Origin of the sequence: Azospirillum endophyticum (genome assembly GCF_016595245.1) — a bacterium.
In the GTDB taxonomy this organism is placed as follows: Bacteria; Pseudomonadota; Alphaproteobacteria; order Azospirillales; family Azospirillaceae; genus Azospirillum; species Azospirillum endophyticum.
The window spans coordinates 15,180-32,910 of sequence record NZ_JAENHM010000058.1 but is presented as its reverse complement, the minus strand read 5'-3'; the positions used below and the strand labels follow the sequence as shown (position 1 = coordinate 32,910).

At 69.9% G+C, this 17,731-nt stretch carries 16 protein-coding genes; 9 read left to right on the top strand and 7 right to left on the bottom strand.

Annotation, left to right across the window (positions count from 1 at the left end; genetic code table 11):
* The first annotated feature begins 99 nt into the window (after window positions 1-99).
* The 5 genes from JHL17_RS18640 (at window position 100) to JHL17_RS18620 (ending at window position 3,738) form a co-directional block, all read left to right on the top strand.
* The gene (locus JHL17_RS18640) at window positions 100-294 is read left to right on the top strand and encodes a twin transmembrane helix small protein (protein WP_200195315.1); all 195 of its coding nucleotides are present in this window, start codon (window positions 100-102) and stop codon (window positions 292-294) included.
* Window positions 295-302: 8 nt separating this feature from the next.
* A complete protein-coding gene (locus JHL17_RS18635; protein WP_200195313.1) occupies window positions 303-872 on the top strand; it encodes a cob(I)yrinic acid a,c-diamide adenosyltransferase in 570 nt (189 codons plus the stop codon).
* A 186-nt stretch (window positions 873-1,058) separates the two neighbouring features.
* A complete protein-coding gene (locus tag JHL17_RS18630; RefSeq protein ID WP_200195311.1) occupies window positions 1,059-1,808 on the top strand; it encodes an electron transfer flavoprotein subunit beta/FixA family protein in 750 nt (249 codons plus the stop codon).
* A 15-nt stretch (window positions 1,809-1,823) separates the two neighbouring features.
* Window positions 1,824-2,774: an electron transfer flavoprotein subunit alpha/FixB family protein gene (locus JHL17_RS18625; protein ID WP_200195309.1), complete on the top strand. Its 951-nt coding sequence runs from the start codon at window positions 1,824-1,826 to the stop codon at window positions 2,772-2,774.
* Between the two features lie 85 nt (window positions 2,775-2,859).
* Window positions 2,860-3,738, top strand: a complete 879-nt coding sequence (locus JHL17_RS18620) for a 3-hydroxybutyryl-CoA dehydrogenase (protein WP_200195307.1) — start codon at window positions 2,860-2,862, stop codon at window positions 3,736-3,738.
* A 169-nt stretch (window positions 3,739-3,907) separates the two neighbouring features.
* Here JHL17_RS18620 and JHL17_RS18615 read toward each other — a convergent pair whose 3' ends face one another.
* Window positions 3,908-6,361 (bottom strand): membrane-bound PQQ-dependent dehydrogenase, glucose/quinate/shikimate family, encoded by a 2,454-nt coding sequence (locus tag JHL17_RS18615; protein WP_282189332.1) that lies wholly within the window; start codon window positions 6,359-6,361, stop codon window positions 3,908-3,910.
* Window positions 6,362-6,544: 183 nt separating this feature from the next.
* Between JHL17_RS18615 and JHL17_RS18610 the strand changes: the two genes are divergently transcribed.
* Together JHL17_RS18610 and JHL17_RS18605 are read left to right on the top strand one after the other, a co-directional pair.
* Window positions 6,545-7,066 (top strand): BON domain-containing protein, encoded by a 522-nt coding sequence (locus JHL17_RS18610; protein WP_247893651.1) that lies wholly within the window; start codon window positions 6,545-6,547, stop codon window positions 7,064-7,066.
* Window positions 7,067-7,240: 174 nt separating this feature from the next.
* Window positions 7,241-7,450 carry a hypothetical protein gene (locus JHL17_RS18605; RefSeq protein WP_200195303.1) on the top strand — a complete coding sequence of 70 codons (210 nt, stop codon included), beginning with the start codon at window positions 7,241-7,243 and terminating at the stop codon, window positions 7,448-7,450.
* Window positions 7,451-7,508: 58 nt separating this feature from the next.
* Here the strand turns inward: JHL17_RS18605 and JHL17_RS18600 are convergent, their stop codons facing one another.
* Window positions 7,509-7,808 carry a hypothetical protein gene (locus tag JHL17_RS18600; RefSeq protein WP_200195302.1) on the bottom strand — a complete coding sequence of 100 codons (300 nt, stop codon included), beginning with the start codon at window positions 7,806-7,808 and terminating at the stop codon, window positions 7,509-7,511.
* A 308-nt stretch (window positions 7,809-8,116) separates the two neighbouring features.
* Between JHL17_RS18600 and JHL17_RS18595 the strand changes: the two genes are divergently transcribed.
* Entirely contained in the window at window positions 8,117-9,394 is a 1,278-nt protein-coding gene (locus JHL17_RS18595; RefSeq protein WP_200195301.1) for an allantoate amidohydrolase, read from the top strand.
* Window positions 9,391-10,641, top strand: coding sequence for a M20/M25/M40 family metallo-hydrolase (locus JHL17_RS18590; protein ID WP_200195299.1), 1,251 nt, complete (start codon window positions 9,391-9,393; stop codon window positions 10,639-10,641). The genes JHL17_RS18595 and JHL17_RS18590 overlap by 4 nt, the downstream gene beginning before the upstream one ends.
* Before the next feature lie 110 nt (window positions 10,642-10,751).
* On the opposite strand, the gene JHL17_RS18585 is transcribed toward JHL17_RS18590, so the two are convergent.
* From JHL17_RS18585 to JHL17_RS18565, 5 genes are all read right to left on the bottom strand, one after another.
* Window positions 10,752-11,279: a DUF2867 domain-containing protein gene (locus tag JHL17_RS18585; protein ID WP_200195297.1), complete on the bottom strand. Its 528-nt coding sequence runs from the start codon at window positions 11,277-11,279 to the stop codon at window positions 10,752-10,754.
* 97 nt (window positions 11,280-11,376) lie between these two features.
* On the bottom strand, window positions 11,377-13,167 hold the full coding sequence (locus JHL17_RS18580; RefSeq protein ID WP_200195295.1) for an alpha/beta fold hydrolase: 1,791 nt from the start codon (window positions 13,165-13,167) through the stop codon (window positions 11,377-11,379).
* Window positions 13,164-15,824 carry a glycoside hydrolase family 2 protein gene (locus JHL17_RS18575; protein WP_425599633.1) on the bottom strand — a complete coding sequence of 887 codons (2,661 nt, stop codon included), beginning with the start codon at window positions 15,822-15,824 and terminating at the stop codon, window positions 13,164-13,166. Before JHL17_RS18575 ends, JHL17_RS18580 begins: the two co-directional genes overlap by 4 nt.
* Before the next feature lie 6 nt (window positions 15,825-15,830).
* On the bottom strand, window positions 15,831-16,802 hold the full coding sequence (locus JHL17_RS18570; RefSeq protein WP_200195293.1) for a DUF1839 family protein: 972 nt from the start codon (window positions 16,800-16,802) through the stop codon (window positions 15,831-15,833).
* Window positions 16,803-16,810: 8 nt separating this feature from the next.
* Window positions 16,811-17,731, bottom strand: a complete 921-nt coding sequence (locus JHL17_RS18565) for an amino acid--[acyl-carrier-protein] ligase (protein WP_247893650.1) — start codon at window positions 17,729-17,731, stop codon at window positions 16,811-16,813.

Below are 17,731 nucleotides of genomic sequence, written 5' to 3'. Positions count from 1 at the left end.
GATTACCCGGAGCGGCAATTCCAACGGATACGCCGCAGCCGAACAGATAGGGCGAGCGTCGCCATAGGCGCAGGCCGGCCGCTGGGATATAGTGGATCCATGCAACAGCTTTTCCCCATCCTGATGGTCATGGCGATGCTGGCGGTCGTCGGCTCGCTGTTCGTCGGCCTCTTCTTCATGGCCCGCGGCGGCCGGGGCGATCCGCGCCGTTCCAACAAGGCGATGCGGCTGCGGGTGATGCTGCAGGGCGCGGCCCTGCTGCTGTTCGTTCTCGCCATCCTGACCCGAGGCTGACGGTTCCCATGGTGAAGCTGACCAAGATCTACACGCGCGGCGGCGACGCCGGCGAAACCTCGCTCGGCGACGGCAGCCGGGTGCCCAAGCACGACCGCCGCGTCGCCGCCTACGGCACGGTGGACGAGGCGAATGCCGTCATCGGCATGGCGCGCCTGCATATGCGGGACTGGCCGCAGGCCGACGCGATGCTGGGGCGCATCCAGAACGACCTGTTCGATCTGGGCGCCGACCTCTGCACGCCGGAGGAGGAGGCCCCGAAATACCCGCCGCTGCGCATCGTCCAGGCCCAGGTCGACCGGCTCGAGGCGGAGATCGACGCGATGAACGCCGATCTGGCGCCGCTGACCTCCTTCATCCTGCCCGGCGGCTCGCCTGCCGCGGCGCATCTGCATCTGTCCCGCACCGTGGTGCGCCGGGCGGAACGGTTGATGACCGATCTGGCCCGGCATGAGCCGGTGACCGCGGCGGCACTGAAATACGTCAACCGGCTGTCGGATCACCTGTTCGTGCTGAGCCGGGTGGTGAACCGAAACGGGGCGGACGACGTGCTGTGGGTCCCCGGCGCCAACCGCTGACTCGGCCGGCCGGGCTGCCCGCCGACGGCCACGCGGACCGCGGCGAAGAGGCCGGCAAGCGACGCCGTCCGCGCGTCCGGCGCGTCATTGACAGTGGTATTGCCAGATCCTATGGTCCGTTCGCAACCACAGCAATTTTCGCGGTGTTCGCCGTAACAGGCGCGCGCTCAGCAGCCAGGGTGAGTTATGAAAGTCCTCGTCCCCGTTAAGCGAGTGGTCGACTACAACGTGAAGATCCGCGTCAAGGCGGATGGCAGCGGCGTCGAGACCGCCAACGTGAAGATGAGCATGAATCCCTTCGACGAGATCGCCGTCGAAGAAGCCGTGCGCCTCAAGGAAGCCGGCAAGGCGACCGAGATCGTCGTGGTCTCGGTCGGCCCGGCCCAGGCCCAGGAGACCCTGCGCACCGCGCTCGCCATGGGCGCCGACCGCGCCATCCTGGTGCAGGCCGAGGGGACGACCGAGCCGCTGGCCGTCGCCAAGGTCCTCAAGGCCCTGGTCGAGAAGGAGGCCCCCGGCCTCGTCATTCTCGGCAAGCAGGCGATCGACGACGACTGCAACCAGACCGGCCAGATGCTGGCGGCCCTGCTCGGCTGGGGCCAGGGCACCTTCGCCTCGAAACTCGTCGCCGGCGACGGCAAGGTCGCCGTCACCCGCGAGATCGACGGCGGGCTGGAGACGGTGGAGCTCAAGCTGCCGGCGGTGGTCACCGCCGACCTGCGCCTCAACGAGCCGCGCTATGCCAGCCTGCCCAACATCATGAAGGCGAAGAAGAAGCCGCTGGAGACCGTCACGCCCGATGCGCTCGGCGTCGACGTGAGGCCGCGGCTGAAGACGCTGAAGGTGACGGAGCCGCCGAAGCGCCAGGCCGGCATCAAGGTGCCGGACGTCGCCACGCTGGTGGACAAGCTCAAGACCGAAGCGCGCGTGATCTGAGGGGATGATCTGACCATGGCCAACATTCTCGTCATCGCCGACCACGACGGCGCCTCGCTGAAGCCCGCCACGCTGAACGCCGTCACCGCCGCTTCCAAAATCGGCGGCGACATCCACATCCTGGTCGCCGGCAAGGGCGCTCAAGGCCCCGCCGAGGCCGCCTCCAAGGTGGCGGGCGTCGCCAAGGTGCTGCTGGCCGACGATGCCGCTTACGAGCACCAGTTGCCGGAGGACGTCGCCCCGCTGGTGGTATCGACCGTCAAGGGCGGTGGCTACGGCCATGTCCTGGCCGGCGCCACCTCGGTCGGCAAGAACCTCCTGCCGCGCGTCGCGGCGCTGCTGGACGTCGCCGCCATCTCCGACATCACCGCGGTGCAGTCGGCCGATACCTTCGAGCGGCCGATCTATGCCGGCAACGCCATCGCCACCGTGCAGTCATCCGACGCGGTAAAGGTCGTCACCGTCCGCACCACCGCCTTCGAGACCGCCGCCGCCGAAGGTGGTTCGGCATCGGTCGAGCAGGTCGCGGGCGCCGGTGCGGCCGGGCTGTCGAGCTTCGTCTCGGCCGAGCTGACCAAGTCGGAGCGTCCGGAACTGACCGCCGCCCGCGTGGTGGTGTCGGGCGGACGCGGCATGCAGTCGGGCGAGAATTTCCCGCTGCTGGAGGCGCTGGCAGACAAGCTGGGCGCCGCGGTGGGCGCCAGCCGCGCCGCCGTGGACGCGGGGTTCGTGCCGAACGATTACCAGGTCGGGCAAACCGGCAAGATCGTGGCGCCGGAGCTGTACATCGCCGTCGGCATCTCAGGTGCGATCCAGCACCTCGCCGGCATGAAGGACAGCAAGGTCATCGTCGCGATCAACAAGGATGAGGAAGCGCCCATCTTCCAGGTCGCCGATTACGGCCTCGTCGCGGACCTGTTCAAGGCCGTGCCGGAGCTGACGGCCGAACTGGAAAAGGCGCGCTGATCCGGACCGCCGCGGCGGGTGCCGGCCGGAACCGGTGCCAGCCGCGGCGGACCATTTTACCCACATCCTGCGCGAGACAGCCCCCATGACCACGATCAAGAAGATTGGCATCATCGGCGCCGGCCAGATGGGCAGTGGTATTGCCCAGGTCTGCGCCCAGGCCGGCTATGATGTCGTCCTGTCCGACATCAGTGACGCGGCCCTGGAGAAGGCGCTCGCCAACATCGGTCGGAACTACGACCGGCAAATCCAGAAGGGCAAGCTGGAGGAGCAGGCGAAGACCGCCGCCCTTGGCCGGATCACGACCGGCACCGACCTGTCGGCGTTCGGCGAGTCCGATCTGGTGATCGAGGCCGCGACCGAGAACGAGGCGCTGAAGCGCGACCTGCTGAAGAAGCTGGTCCCGCACCTGAAGCCGGAGGCGCTGATCGCGACGAACACCTCGTCGATCTCGATCACCCGTCTGGCTGCGGCGACCGACCGTCCGGCCAAGTTCATGGGCATGCACTTCATGAACCCGGTGCCGCTGATGCAGCTGGTCGAGTTGATCCGCGGCATCGCGACCGACGAGCCGACCTTCGAGGCCATCAAGGAACTGACGCTGGCCATCGGCAAGACCGCCGCGGTGGCCGAGGATTTCCCGGCCTTCATCGTCAACCGCATCCTGCTGCCGATGATCAACGAAGCCGTCTACACCCTCTACGAGGGCGTCGGCGGCGTCGAGGCGATCGACACCGCGCTGAAGCTGGGCGCCAACCACCCGATGGGTCCGCTGGAACTGGCCGACTTCATCGGGCTGGATACCTGCCTGGCGGTGATGCAGGTGCTGTACGAGGGGCTGGCCGACAGCAAGTACCGCCCCTGCCCGCTGCTGGTGAAGTATGTCGAGGCCGGCTGGATCGGCAAGAAATACGGACGCGGCTTCTACGACTACTCGCAGACGCCGCCGGTGCCGACGCGCTGAGGAGTTTTCGTCGGGGAGGGGCTGGCTGGCGAATGCCCCCACCTATCCTCCCCCGCTGGGCGGGGGAGGGACTGCCGCCACTTTCCCGCATCAGCACCAATCCCCTCCCCCGCCCAGCGGGGGAGGGTTAGGGTGGGGGTCTAACGCCTCCGTAAAGACGCGCTCCCCCTCACTTCGGCAGCGCGTAGGCCATCACCGAATCGCCCCCCTTGGTCCCGAGCGAGCCGTGCCCGCCGGCGACCACCAGAACATATTGCCGGCCGTCCTCTCCCTGGTAGGTCATCGGCGTTGCCTGACCGCCGGCCGGAAGCCGGCTTTCCCACAGCTGCCGGCCGTTGGACACGTCGTAAGCCCGCACATAATCGTCGATGGTGCCGGACAGGAAGGCGACGCCGCCCGCGGTCATGACCGGGCCGCCCAGGTTGGGCACGCCCATGCGGAAGGGCAGCGGCACCGGCGCGGCATCGCGGGTGGTGCCATTCTTGTGCTTCCAGACGATTTTGCCGGTCGTCAGGTCGGCGGCGGCGACATAGCCCCAGGGCGGCGCCTGGCAGGGGAGGCCCAGGACGGAGACGAAGGGGGCGAGCTTCACCGCATAGGGGGCTCCGAAATTCTCGTTCAACGCCGGCAGGCTGAACTGCGGCCGCTCCCCGCCCTGGACATAGAGGTCCGTGTCGTTCCGGCGCGGCACCAGCTGGGACACGAAGGCGAGATAGGTGGGCGTGGTGAAGGCGACCTGCCGCTGCGGGTCGACCGCGACGCTGCCCCAGTTGAACACGCCGAAATTGCCGGGATAGACCAGCGAACCCTGCAACGACGGCGGGGTGAAACGGCCGTCATAGCGCAGGCGCTTCAGCGCGATGCGGCAGGCGAGCTGGTCGAACATCGTCGCCCCCCACATGTCCGCTCCGCCCAGCGGCGGCGGGTCGTAGGAGAGGGCTGAAACCGGCTGGGTCGGGGCGCTGTGGTCGCCCTCGGCCGCCCCCTGCGGCGCCGGCTTTTCGGTCACCGGCAGCATCGGCTGGCCGGTGCGGCGGTCCAGCACGAACAGCTCGCCCTGCTTGGTCGGCTGGACCAGCGCCGGGACGGTCCGGCCGTCGACGGTCAGGTCGACCAGGCTGGGCTGCGCCGGCACGTCATAGTCCCACAGGTCGTGATGCACGGTCTGGAAAACCCAGCGCACTTGGCCCGTCGCCAGGTCGAGCGCCACGACGGAGGAGGAGAAACGCTCCACCTCCGGGCTGCGGTTGCCGCCGAACTGGTCGGGCGGCTGGTTGCCCAGCGGCAGATAGACCATGCCCAGCGCTTCGTCCACGCTGGCGATCGACCAGCTGTTGGGCGAATTGACGGTGTAGGTCTGGCCGCCGGAGATGGGCGCGGTCTGGTCCGGCCTGGCCGAATCCCAATTCCACACCAGATGGCCGTCGTTCACGTCGAAGGCGCGGACGACGCCCGACTGTTCCTTGGTCGAGACGTTGTCCAGCACCGTGCCGCCGACGATGACGAGGCTCGCCGTCACCACCGGCGGGGATGTCGAATAATAGGCGCCGGGCCGGACATTCGGCATGTTGGCCCACAGGTTGATCTGGCCGTTCTCGCCGAAGCCGGTGCAGGCCGACCCGTCCTCCGGGTTCAGCGCGACCAGACGGCCGTCGGCGGTCGGCATGAACAGCTTGGCGGCACAGGCGTCGCCGGCCGCAGGAGCGGCGGACTGCTGCGCCGGGTGGTAGGACAGGCCGCGGCAGGTCAGGTGCTGCAACGCCAGTTGCTTGGGGTCGATCTGCAGGTCGCGGCGCCAGACCTCCTTGCCGCTGGTCGCGTCCAGCGCGATGACATGCTGGTGGGGCGAGCAGAGGAACAGGCGGTTGCCGATCTTCAGCGGCGTCACCTCGAAGGTGGTCTCCTTGGGGTCGCCGGGCTGGCCGCGCAGGTCGCCGGTCTCGTAGGTCCAGGCGACCTGGAGCCTGTCGGCATTCTCCGGCGTGATGCCGGTCAGCGGCGAGTAGCGCTGGCCGAAGCCGGTGCGGCCATAGGCCTGCCACTCGCCGTCCGGGATCGACGGAGCGGAACCGCCAGCCGGAGTCGCGGCCGACGCGGTCTGCGGGCGCGCTGGAGCCGCGCCGTCGATCCGGTGCGGGTCGGTGAACCAGGAGGCGGCGGCGACCAGCAGCACGATGACCAGCGAGGCGGTCAGCGGGATGCCGGCACCGCGGAAGGCGCCGACGGGATAGACCCCCGGCGCCCGATGGCCGGCGACCGGCTCGCGCTCGCCCAGGCGGCGGGTGATCCAGGGAAGCAGCAGCAGGAAGCCGACCACCGCGATCACGTCGCCGCGCGCCGACAGCGGCCACCAGTCCAGCCCGACCTCCCACAAGGCCCAGATCAGCGTGCCGATCACCAGCAGGGCATAGACCGACAGCGCCGCCGGCGACCGTTTCGCCAGAAGCAGGGCGGTCGCCAGGAACAGCAGGCCGGCGACGGCGTAATACCAGGACCCGCCCAGCAGGACCAGCCACAGACCGCCGCCCAGCGCCCCGAGCCCGAGGATCGCCAGCAGGACGACCATCGCCCAGAGGGCGGGGCCCGCCGTCCGGAGGGCAACTCCGGTTTCAGACTGATTCATGGCACGCACCTCGACCGAAAGCCTTTCGGACCGAACAGCCGGGCACGGTCAAGGTTGCGGCATTCCCGGACGGTTACCGCCATTCACCGTGCAAGGCTGGCCTTCGGGTGAAACATCGGAACGGGCACGCCACGACTTTTGTTGAAGGGCGAAGAACCCGAAATCTGGAAAATGGAGGCCGCGATGCATCGCCATCCCTGGAGCGAGGAGTTCGTGAAGATGAGCCTGGAGCCCCGCTATCGCGGCGTCGGCCCGCGCAACTACCGCCGCTCCGACCAGCGCATCCTGGAGGACATCAACGAGCGCCTGACCGACGACCACCATATCGACGCTTCGGACATCGGCGTGACGGTGGAAGGGGGAGAGGTCACGCTGTCCGGGACCGTCGCCGACCGTGGCGCCCGCCGCCGGGCCGAGGACATCGCCGAAGGCGTGTCGGGCGTCGGCCATGTGCAGAACGACCTGCGCGTCGCCGACCGGACCGCGCCGGGCCGGACGACGTCGGTGGGCATCGGCGAGCGGGTGGAACCGGCAGCCCCGCAGGGCGAGGGCAGCGTGACCGGTCCCGGCGCCCCGGCGCGGGACGCCATGGTGGCCGCGCTCGACAACAGCTCGATGGTGCTGGGCAAGCAGCCGCTGCCGGAGGACGACACCCTGCGCCGCGGTGACGCACTGGCCGGCACCGGCGGGCGCGACCGGCGCTAGAGCAAAGGCTCGGGCGGGGGGCGCCGGCCCCCTGCACCGGGTGCGCTGCTGCCCTGCACCGGTGTCCGGATTGCCTGAGAGGGTGCTTAACCCTTGGTTAACCGGCGGGGACCATTGTCCCGCGGCTGATCGAGTATCCCCTCTCAAGCCTTCTGGAACAGAGCATCTGCCATCATGGGCAACAAGACCATCAAGCTTTCCAACAAGGGCGGCTACCGCGACGTCGACCTTGACCAACTGCCGCGCAACGTCCGCGCCGCGGTGACCGACCTGTCGACCAAGAATCCGGTCGCCGACATCATCGTCGACCAGTCCGGCATGCTGTACCGCATCCACCTGTCGGCCCCTGCCAACATGTATGTGGACGTCCTGGCCGTCGCCTGACACGGCGCCGCGGCGTTCGGCCACAGAGTTCAAAAGTCCGGAAGGGCGGCTCGGCAAGCTATTGCAGCCGCCCTTCGTCGTTCCGGCCCTCCAGCCGGGCCAGGGCGCGGTTCAGCAGCCGGGGCGGCAGCATCGCCACCGCCCCCTCCCGCACCGCGCGCACGTCTTCCAGGTCGAGCCCGGTCGCCACCGCCAGTTGACGGTCGTCCAGCTCGCGGTCTTCCGCCAGGAGCGTGATCCATCCCGCCAGCGTGCGGGCCTGGACCAGTTCGGTCCGGTCGTTGAACCACAGGCCGCCGCTTGGCCGGCCAATCGGCGTCGCGTTCTCGAAGGGCATGTCGGAATCGAACGACGTCATCGACGCACCTCCCCTTAAGCAGTTTATTTCGCACCCGCAGCAAATGCCTGCCGTCACTCCCTTGTCTTCGTTCACCTTCATTTACGAAGTCTGCAAGACGATTCCAGAGGGAGGTACGCATTATTCGGCACTCCCAACAATCCTCCCCTTGTCTTTTTGCGTTGCGGGATGTCCGGAAGGCGGAGGCGGGGCTCCTTTCCGGGATTCTTTGAAACTGTCTTCACCGGCCGGGGGCTAGGGCGGAGCGGTGGCTTCGGCGTATAACCGGTGCCGTCGTCCTGTTTTCCCAGTGCATTCCGGAACCGCCGATGTCCGATTCCCCGCAGTCCGACTCCCCGCTGTCCGGGCCGCTCCTGCTCGACCGCATCGACGCGCTGGCGGCGATCAGCGCCGAGGACGGGCGGCTGTCGCGCCTCTACCTGACGCCGGAACACCGCCGCGCCAACGACCTCGTCGCCGCCTGGATGCGCGAGGCGGGGATGAGCGTGCGGGAGGATGCGGTCGGCAACATCATCGGCCGCTATGACGGCGACCGGCCGGGCCTGCCGGCGCTGCTGATCGGTTCCCACCTCGACACCGTGCGCGACGCCGGGCGCTATGACGGCATGCTGGGGGTGCTGAGCGGCATCGCCGTGGTCGACGGCCTGAAGCGACGCGGCCGGCGCCTGCCCTTCGCCGTCGAGGTGATCGGCTTCGGCGACGAGGAGGGCACGCGGTTCCAGTCGACCCTGATCGGCAGCCGCGCCATCGCCGGCACCTTCGATCCCGCCGTGCTGGAGACGCGCGACGCCGCCGGCACGCGGCTGGCCGACGCCATGACGGCGTTCGGATTGGACCCCACCGCCTGGGCCGGCGCCGCCTACCGGCCCGAGGACGTGCTGGCCTATGCCGAGCTGCACATCGAACAGGGGCCGGTGCTGGAGGCGCTGGGCCGCCCCGTCGGCGTCGTCACCGCCATCGCCGGCGCCACCCGGCTGGCGGTGACGGTGGAAGGGATGGCCGGCCATGCCGGCACCGTGCCGATGACCCTGCGCCGCGACGCCCTGGCGGCAGCCGCCGACATGATCCTGGCCGTCGAACAGCTCTGCTCCGGCCAGGACAGGCTGGTCGGCACCGTCGGCCGGATCGAGGCGTCGCCCGGCGCCACCAACGTCATCCCCGGCAAGGTCCGCTTCACCATCGACCTGCGCGCCGACCGCGACCCGTTGCGGCTGGAGCGGGTCGGCGCCGTCCGTGCCCGGCTGGAGGCGATCGCCGATGCCCGCGGCGTCGCCATCGGCTTCGAGACCCTGCACGAAAGCCCGGCCGTCGCCTGCCACCCGGCGCTGATGGCGCAGTTCGCCGCCGCCGCGGCGGCCGAGGGGCTGGACGCGCCGGAACTGCCGAGCGGCGCCGGCCACGACGCCATGGCGGTGGCGGCGCTGACCGACATCGCCATGCTGTTCGTGCGCTGCGAACGCGGCATCTCGCACAATCCGGCCGAACGGATCACCGCCGCCGACGCCGAGGCCGGCGTCCGCGTGCTCGCCCGCTTCGTCGAGACTTTCCAGCCTGCCCACCATCCCGTGACGGACCGCCTGCCATGACCGACCTGTCCCCTTCCCTCGCCGCCACCCTGGCCACCACGCTGGATGAGGCGGTGGACGCCCGCTTCGACGAGGAGGTCCGTTTCCTGGCGGAGCTGGTGAAGGTGCCGTCCGACAACCCGCCCGGCGACTGCGCCCCCCATGCCGTCCGCGCCGCCGGACTGCTGGAGGGGATGGGCTTCGCGGTGGAGCGTCATCCGGTGCCGGCCGAGCTGGTGCGGGCCAACGGCATGGTCAGCGCCACCAATCTGGTGATCCGCCACCGTTTCGGCGATGGGCCTACCGTGGCGCTGAACGCCCATGGCGACGTGGTGCCGCCCGGCGAAGGCTGGTCGAGCGATCCCTATGGCGCGGAGATCCGCGACGGCGTGATGTATGGCCGCGGCGTCGCGGTGTCGAAATCCGATTTCGCCACCTACGCCTTCGCGCTTCAGGCGCTGATCGCCTCCCAGGCGCCGCTGAAGGGAACGGTCGAGCTGCACCTGACCTACGACGAGGAGGCCGGCGGCGAGATCGGGCCGAAATGGCTGCTGGAGCAGGGCATTTCCAAGCCGGACTACGCGGTGTCGGCCAGCTTCGCCTATTCGGTGGTGACCGGGCACAATGGCTGCCTGCACCTGGAGGTCCAGGTCGACGGCAAGTCCGCCCATGCCGCCCGCCCCGACACCGGCCATGATGCGCTGGAGGCGGCGACCGGCATCCTGGCGGCCCTCTACGCCCACCGGCCGGAACTGGCGAAGCGCCGCTCCGCTGTCGCCGGCATCACCAGCCCGTCGCTGACCGTCGGGTTGATCCAAGGCGGCATCAACACCAACGTGGTCCCCGACCGCGTCACCTTGCGCCTCGACCGCCGCATGATCCCGGAAGAGAACCCGGCGGAGGTCGAGGCCGAGTTGCACGCCTTGATCGAAGGGGCCGCCGCAGGCCGTGAGGGCATCCGCGTCACCATCCGCCGCATCCTGCTGGCCCGCCCCTTCCGCTCGGTCGGCGACGCGCCGCGGCTGGCGGCGCTGTTCGCCGGCCAGGCGCAGGAGGTCCTGGGCGTGCCCGTCGGCCAGACCGGCATCCCGCTCTACACCGACGCCCGCCATTATTCGGAGGCCGGCATCCCGACCATCCTCTATGGCGCCGGCCCGCGCGACCTGCTGGAAGCGAACGGCCACCGCGCCGACGAGAAGCTGGTGCTGGAAGACCTGCGCAAGGCGACCCAGGTGGTGGCGCGGTCCCTGGCGGAACTGCTGGGGTAAGGAGGGGGAACTGGACAAACCCAGGCAGCACCTCTGCTTTTTTTGGGGGTGCTTTTTTGGGGGTGCGATCCGGGTTGGAGTCCGTAAGTCACACTCTCTATCCACGAATGTCACCCGCCCTTGCGGGCGAGGTAGCTGCGCAGCGAGGCCGGGACGATCATCCGGTGCATCGGCTTGACCACCAGCATGTAAGCCCTGCCGAGCCGATTCTTCGTCCTGACCACCGTGGTGACCGCCGCCCAGTCGCCGTTCGCGTCGGATGGGAGCTTGCGCACCGACAGCCAGACGTCCAGATGCCTGTCGCGGTCGCAGACGACCACCTCGTCCTCCCGGCTTTCGACCAGCGTGAAGATGCCGATCCTGTCGCCGGGCAGATAGGAACCGGGCGGTTTGGCGGGATCGATGGCGCCGAGCGCGCCGAGATCCTTCAGCCCGAGCAACCGGACCGCCTTGTTCCTCAGCCACATCATCCGCTCGATCCAGGGCGGGCTGGCGGCCAGCACCTCGATCAGGAGTTCCAGCGCCGACAGCCGTGGATCGGGCACGGGGAATCGGTAGGAATCGTGGAAATCCGCCGTCGGAAGATGCGGATACAGCGCGCAGCCGGCCGGAACGTCCGAAAGCTCAATCCGGTGCATCGGAATGGTCTCCGCAGGACATGGGTCTCCCGCCGACGTTCCGCCGCCGACGGGGCCCGTGTCAATCCGACTCCCGTGCTCTTCCCGGATGTGCTCCCTACCCCACCCGCTCGCCGGACGGCAGGCCCCCGGGCAAGCCCAGGCTCCAGCCGGTCAGTTCCGATGAGTCGGGGTCCGTCTGCGCGGCGGCGTCCAGGCCGGCCAGATGGCGGTCGACCAGATGGTTCAGCCGGTCGCGGGCCTCCCACACCGTCAGGCTGTGGTCGGAGCGGTCGAGATAGACCACCTCGATGCCGGGCAGGCCCTCCAGCGCCCGGCCGCCCTCGCCCAGATGCAGGTAGAATTCGGCCAGCGTCATGTCGTCGCTGCTGTAGACCACCAGCACCCGCCGGCCCTCCGCCGACAGACGGCGGAACATGCGCAGCGCCTGGCGGGTCAGGCCGGTGCGGATCAGCAGCTTGCGGAAGAATCGGCCGGCCAGACGCTTGGCGAGCCCGGTGACCCGGGACCGCTTGCGGAAGCTGGCGCGCAGCCGGGCCGGCTTCAGCGCCTCCAGCAGATATTCCTTGGTGGAGCGGAAGGCGACCGTCCGCATCAGCTCCGACACGGCGATGCCACCGCCCATCTCGAACCGGCCGGGATTCAGCACGATCTGCCCGACCACGCGGTCGTCGCCCAAGCCGGCATGCAGGGCGGGCGTGCCGCCGGCGCACAGGCCGATGACGACGATGCGCTCGTGCCCCTGCTCCTCCAGCCAGTTCAGCGCGGCTCGCACGTCGCCGATCACCTCCTTGTTGTAGAGCAGGTTGTCGGGGAAGCCGGGGCGGTCGGGGCTGTCGCCGATGCCGGCGGCGTCGATCCTGAGAGAGGTGTAGCCGCGCGCCGCCAGCCGCCGCGCCTGCACCACGGTGGCGCGACCGGAGCCGACATGGTGGGTGGCACCGCTGTTCAGGAACAGGATGGCCGGCCGGTTGCCGGCCGGGTCGGCGAGGACCGGGGTGCAATAGATGCCGAACAGCTCCGGCGCGGCGCCGAAGAAGATCGGCCGTTCGACCGCGGTCGGCATCATCAGGCCGGCCGGCCGGTCCGGCGGCGGGGCCGCCCCGCGGGCGACTTCGCCGGCGGCGATCCAGCGCACGACCGGCTCCAGAACCGCGGCCGCTTGGGCGCCCTGGGGCTGCTGGATCAGCTCCATCACGCCGCTGACGCCCATCGGCTCGGCTTCCGCCCCGATGGCCCGCCAGCGCGCCGCCAGCTTCACCGGCGCCTTGGCCTCCGGCCGGTCGGCGATCAGGATGCGCGGCGCCGGCAGGGCCGGCCGGTCGCAGGGATCGAGACCGCCCAGCGTCAGCGCCGTCTCCGGCGTCAGCGGCATGCCGATCACATTCAGCCAGGACGCGCGTTCCGGCGGCTCCGGGTTGCAGACCGGGCGCAGCACCATGGCCGACAGGGTCTGGAGTTCGCGCACCGCCTTGCGGCCGGAGGTGATCGGCGCCAGCAGGACCAGCGTATCGACGCCCTGCCCCTCCTCCGCCAGTTCCTGCGCCGCCGCGGTGGCGAGCAGCGCCCCCATGCGGTAGCCGACCAGGGTCAGCTCGGTGACGCCGGTGTCCTCGCGCAGACGGCGGACCGCCGCCTTGACGCCGTCCAGCCAGGCGCGCACCCGGTCCGGCTCGCCATCGTCCCCGGCCGAATCACCGGATCCGGGATGGTCGTAACGCAACGTCGGCAAACCGGCCGCAGCCAATTTTTCGGCGAAGCTCTTCCAGGCGCGGTGCGCGCAGAGCTCCTCGTAGCCGTAGGGGCCGCACAGGACCACCCCGCGCAGGCCCTGCGCCGGGTGCAGCCATCCGAAACAACCCTCGAACACCACCGGTGTCGGCTTCATGCGTTCCCCCTGTAGCGGACGGGCGCCAGCGCGTTCAGCGCATGGACCTCGCCGTTCGGCACCAATCGTCCGGCCGATGCCGTCCCGTCCGTAAACCCATCCCCCGAAGCGGCCCGCGGTCGCAGGCGGACGATCCGCTCGACGCCGGGAGGCAGATGGAACCAGGCGTCTTCCGCCTGGAACCGCTCGTCCTCCACATGCACCGAACAGGCGAACCGCCCTGTCGCCAGCCGCAAGGCCCAGTCTTCCCCTTGACGCTCCGCCACCGCCGTCAGGCCCAGATCCGCACGCGGCAGCGAGCGTCCCTTGGGGAAATAATGAGACTCGTCAATTGGTTCCGCGCCCCTTTCGGCCAGCAGCAACTGCGCCGTCACCACATCGTGCGAGATAGGCCCAAACCTGTAGGCGTAGGTCGTGTCAAAAAAGCGGTCGGACAACTCTGCCGCGGCCAGCGTGATCGCCGTCCTCGCCGGCAGCGTCACCACCCGCTCCGCCTTCAGCACCGGCACCGACCCGTCGCGCCCGCCCTCACGCCAAGCCGTCAGCCGCAGCAGCGCCTCCACCGGCCGGGCGCTGTCGTTGACCAGATGCACGGCCAACCCGTTGACGCCCTCGTCGGTCAGGATCACCCGCAGCGGGCGGAAGGCACGCTTCAGGGCGTACAAGGCCGGCTTCGGGGTGCCGTCGGCGGCGACCACGCCCCAGCCGGCGCCCCAACCCCCACTGGGCCAGGGGTCGCGCCACTGCCAGACCAGACCGCCGGCACAGGTCGACCCGGCGCGCCGCCACTCGTCGAACACCGCCTGCATCACCTCGCCGGTCACCGCACGCGACAACCTGCGGTAGCGGTCGGGATCCTCGTAGCGCAGGCGGCGCGGATCGACGGCGTAGAGCGTCTCCAGATAATGCTCGCGCACATCCTCGAAGTCCCAGGAAGCGCCGGGGTCGCGCGGCACCCGCGCCTTCCAGTGCGGATGATGGAGCGCCGGGACGCCCGGCGGATCGTCCTCCGGGAGGTTGGCGAAGGCGAGGCATTCGCTGGCGAAGCGGATTCCGGCCCGCCGGGCGTCCTCCAGCGGCTTCATGTAGGCGCCGACCCCGTAGTAATGGGTCACACCGGCATTGGCGATGAAGGGCAGCGGCCCGCCGCTGGGGGAATTCGGAACTTGGATCAAGTCGGGGCGGCGGGCGGTCGCCTCCTCCGCGATCACCGCGCCCAACGCCGGCTGGCTCCAGGAGGCGCGGGGAAGCCCCAGCATGGCCGCCTGCTGTTCCATCTCGCTGCCGCCGCAGAGAACGGCCAGCGAGGGAGAGGCCTGGGTGCGGTCGAGCAGCTGCGCGATCTCCGCCCGCACGCCGTCGAGGAAGGCGGCGTCGGTCGGATAGTCGAAATTGGCGAACATGGCGTCCTGCCAGACCAGGATGCCCAGCTCGTCGCACAGCTCGAAGAAGGCGTCGCCCTCGTACAGCATGGTGCCGCCGACGCGGACCATGTTGGCGCCGGCCTCGCGCATCCGGCGCAGTTCGGGCTCATAGGTGGCGCGGTCCGAGGACAGCCCGACCAGATCGACCGGGACCCAGCAGCCGCCGCGGCAGAACACGCGCACGCCGTTGACCAGCAGCGCGAAGCCGTCGCCGTCCGGCCCGCGGTCGACCGCCAGCGAGCGGAAGCCGACGCGGCCGAGATCGACCTCGACGGCACCGATCCGCACGGTCACGCCGTGCAGGACCGGCTCGCCGTGGGTGTGCGGCCACCAGGGCTCCACGCCCGGCAGGGTCAGGTCGGCCTGGAAACCGTCGACGCCGTCGAAGGCCAGCGGCACCGTCCGGCCGGCGACCTCGACCGACCCAACGGTGCCGGCCGCCGCGCCCTCCACCGTCAGGCGCAGCGAGAGGTGGCCGTCCCGCCCGTCATAGCCGCTGCGCAGGTCGGCGGCGAGCACGCGGCAGGGGCCGGTCTCCTCCACCAGCTCCACCGGGCGGAAGGGACCGACGGCGTGGATCGGCGGGCACCAGCCCGGCATATGGCCCAGCAGGGTAGTGCGGACGAAGCGCAGCCCCGCCGGCTCGGCCAGCTTGGGCCGCCAGCGGGCGCGGCCCTTCCTGGCCGCCAGCACCGGATGCAGGGCGTGGAAGCGGATGGACAGCTCCGCTTCGCCGTTCAGCGTCACCGGCACCTCATGGGCCAGATACATGCTGTCGGAGGTCAGGATGCGCTCGCCGTCCAGCCGCACCTCCGCGATGGTGGCGAGGCCGTGGAAGCGCAGGAGGCGCGGGCCATGGCCGGTCAGGCGGGTGCGGTAGACGAAATCCTTGTCGTGCAGCGGGGCCGGGTCCTCGGACGACCACAGGCCGGCTGCCTGGAGGGCCTGGGCCACGGTGCCGGGCACCGGCGCGGGGACGCCCTCGCGTACGACTCCCTCTCCCGCCCCGGGAGAGGGAGGGGACCCACGAAGTGGGGAGGGTGAGGGGTGATCCAAAAATCCCGAAGCGCATGGCTCCGTGCCCGCCCCCTCACCCTTCCCATGCTGCGCATGGGCCCCTTCCCTCTCCCGGGGCGGGAGAGGGCGATTATCGCCGGGTGTCAGGGCAGTCAGCGACCATCCTCGATCCAGGAGGGTCCGCCGCTGTCCCGTAACGGATCGGATGCGGGCCATCGCCGCTTACCCGTACCGGCGGGTCAGAGCGCCCAGGACGGTGTCGTAGCCCCGCTCCAGCCGGTCGAAGCTGTCGGTCAGGTCGGGCGCCTTGCGCCGGGCCACGGTGCGGGCCAGCTGGAACTGCATGGCCTTGGCGCCTTCGGCGATCGACCGGCAGGCCTCCACCGCGTCCGCCGGGCCGTCGAGCCAGCGGAGATGGGCGCCCAGCAGCTCGAAATTGGCGCCGAGCTGGCGCAGCAGGTTGAAGGCGTAGAGGTGGAAATACTCCATCGGCCGGGCCAGCAGCCGGTCGAGATGCTCCGGGAAGGCGGCGCGGTAGGCCGCCACCGGGTTGCCGGCCGGCCGGCGGGCGAGATGGCGGCGCAGCAGCTCCAGCGACGCGGCGACCAGCGCCCCGCCTTCCAGCGGCGGCGTTCCCGGCTTCACGAACTCGACATAGGGGAAGAGCGGCCCGGCTGCCGCGGCGGCCACGCCCTCGTAATCGGCACCGTCGAGCCGGTAGAAGCCGGCATTGTGGAAATAGTCCATGGTCCGGGCGGCCGGGTCGATGCGGACGATGCCGACCGTGGTCTTCACATGGGTGGTGCCGTAGGAGGTGCCGCGGGTGTCGGGAAGGTGGAAGCCGTCGACCTCCACCAGCACCAGCCCGCCGCCCCCAAGATCATCGGCCGGACTCCGCCGCAGCTGCTCCGCCACATGGGCCTCGACGCTGTCGTAGATCGCCAGCTCTTGCACGCGCAGGCCGTACAGAGTCTCCAGATCTTCCAGCGGCACCTTGAAGAAGGTGAACTGGTCGCCCTCGAAATCCTGGGTGACGGTGAAGCCGAGCATCGCCCGCGGCTCCAGTCCGCGGGCATGCAGCGCCTCGATCCACAGATCGACGTAGCAGTTGGTCTCCGGCCAGATCCTTTCTTCCTGGCCGCCCTGGTGCAGGGGATGGCGGTCGTAGCCGTCGGGCTGGCGCGGCGTCCACATGGTGCCGGTTACCCCCACAGGACCTTGCGGACCGCCCCCGGCCACTGCGCGGTGTCGAAGCCGTGGTGGCGGAACAGCGCCAGCGCCACCCGCTCCATGCCGAAGCCGACGCAGGCGGTGTGGGCAACGCCGCCATCGGCGGTGTGGATGTCCCACAGATGGCCGAAATGGTCCTGGTGGTAGTTGAAGCTGAGGCAGGCGGTCGGCTTCTCGGTGCTGGTGATCGGGATCAGCAGCTCGAACTTCAGCTTCTGCTCGCGCTGGCTGTTCGACAGCATGGTGCCGGCCCGGCCGAAGAAGGGATCGTTGGCGACGTCGACGTCGAGCGGCACGTCGAGCGCCCCCATCATCTCGCGGCCGCGCTCCAGCCACAGCTCGCGGAACTCCACCACCTGATCGGGGGTGCCGATGCGGATGTACTCGCGCATGCGGAACAGCTGCATGCGGGCGGGGTCGATCGACGGCTCGTGGCGGAAGCAGTAGGAGAAGACGTCGATCAGCTTACCCTCACCGGGCAGCAGGCCGCGCCGGGCGATGGTCGGATAAACCGGATAGCAGGCGGCCGGCGTCATCACCACGTCGGTCGCGACCTGATCCTCGGTCCAGTCCTGCCCCTCCTCCAGCCGGCGCAGCAGGGTGCGGTGCGCCTTCTCGTCGCCGCCGAAGCTGTGGATGGTGCCGGCGAGATGGGGAAAGCTCTTCAGATATTCGCTTTCCTCGAAATACCGGCGGTTCAGGGCCGGCGGGAAGCGCATCACCTCCGCCCCGTCCTGGCCGCCCCAGCGGGTGACCAGCGCGTCGAAACGCTCCACCACATCCTCGAAGACGCCGCTGCGGCCATAGAGGCCGTCCACCCCGGTGGGGATCAGCAGCCCGGACTCCACCAGCTCGTCGCGATAGGCGGCCTGGGCGGCCGTGATGTCGACCAT

Bases quoted from the DNA above. Each gene is read 5' to 3' on its own strand.
- JHL17_RS18575 (WP_425599633.1), bottom strand. From the start codon at position 15,824: ATGGCCCGCATCCGATCCGTTACGGGACAGCGGCGGACCCTCCTGGAT.
- JHL17_RS18570 (WP_200195293.1), bottom strand. From the start codon at position 16,802: ATGTGGACGCCGCGCCAGCCCGACGGCTACGACCGCCATCCCCTGCAC.
- JHL17_RS18585 (WP_200195297.1), bottom strand. From the start codon at position 11,279: ATGCACCGGATTGAGCTTTCGGACGTTCCGGCCGGCTGCGCGCTGTAT.
- JHL17_RS18580 (WP_200195295.1), bottom strand. From the start codon at position 13,167: ATGAAGCCGACACCGGTGGTGTTCGAGGGTTGTTTCGGATGGCTGCAC.
- JHL17_RS18620 (WP_200195307.1), top strand. From the start codon at position 2,860: ATGACCACGATCAAGAAGATTGGCATCATCGGCGCCGGCCAGATGGGC.
- JHL17_RS18615 (WP_282189332.1), bottom strand. From the start codon at position 6,361: ATGAATCAGTCTGAAACCGGAGTTGCCCTCCGGACGGCGGGCCCCGCC.
- JHL17_RS18630 (WP_200195311.1), top strand. From the start codon at position 1,059: ATGAAAGTCCTCGTCCCCGTTAAGCGAGTGGTCGACTACAACGTGAAG.
- JHL17_RS18635 (WP_200195313.1), top strand. From the start codon at position 303: ATGGTGAAGCTGACCAAGATCTACACGCGCGGCGGCGACGCCGGCGAA.
- JHL17_RS18610 (WP_247893651.1), top strand. From the start codon at position 6,545: ATGCATCGCCATCCCTGGAGCGAGGAGTTCGTGAAGATGAGCCTGGAG.
- JHL17_RS18605 (WP_200195303.1), top strand. From the start codon at position 7,241: ATGGGCAACAAGACCATCAAGCTTTCCAACAAGGGCGGCTACCGCGAC.
- JHL17_RS18565 (WP_247893650.1), bottom strand. From the start codon at position 17,731: ATGGTCGACATCACGGCCGCCCAGGCCGCCTATCGCGACGAGCTGGTG.
- JHL17_RS18600 (WP_200195302.1), bottom strand. From the start codon at position 7,808: ATGACGTCGTTCGATTCCGACATGCCCTTCGAGAACGCGACGCCGATT.
- JHL17_RS18640 (WP_200195315.1), top strand. From the start codon at position 100: ATGCAACAGCTTTTCCCCATCCTGATGGTCATGGCGATGCTGGCGGTC.
- JHL17_RS18590 (WP_200195299.1), top strand. From the start codon at position 9,391: ATGACCGACCTGTCCCCTTCCCTCGCCGCCACCCTGGCCACCACGCTG.
- JHL17_RS18625 (WP_200195309.1), top strand. From the start codon at position 1,824: ATGGCCAACATTCTCGTCATCGCCGACCACGACGGCGCCTCGCTGAAG.
- JHL17_RS18595 (WP_200195301.1), top strand. From the start codon at position 8,117: ATGTCCGATTCCCCGCAGTCCGACTCCCCGCTGTCCGGGCCGCTCCTG.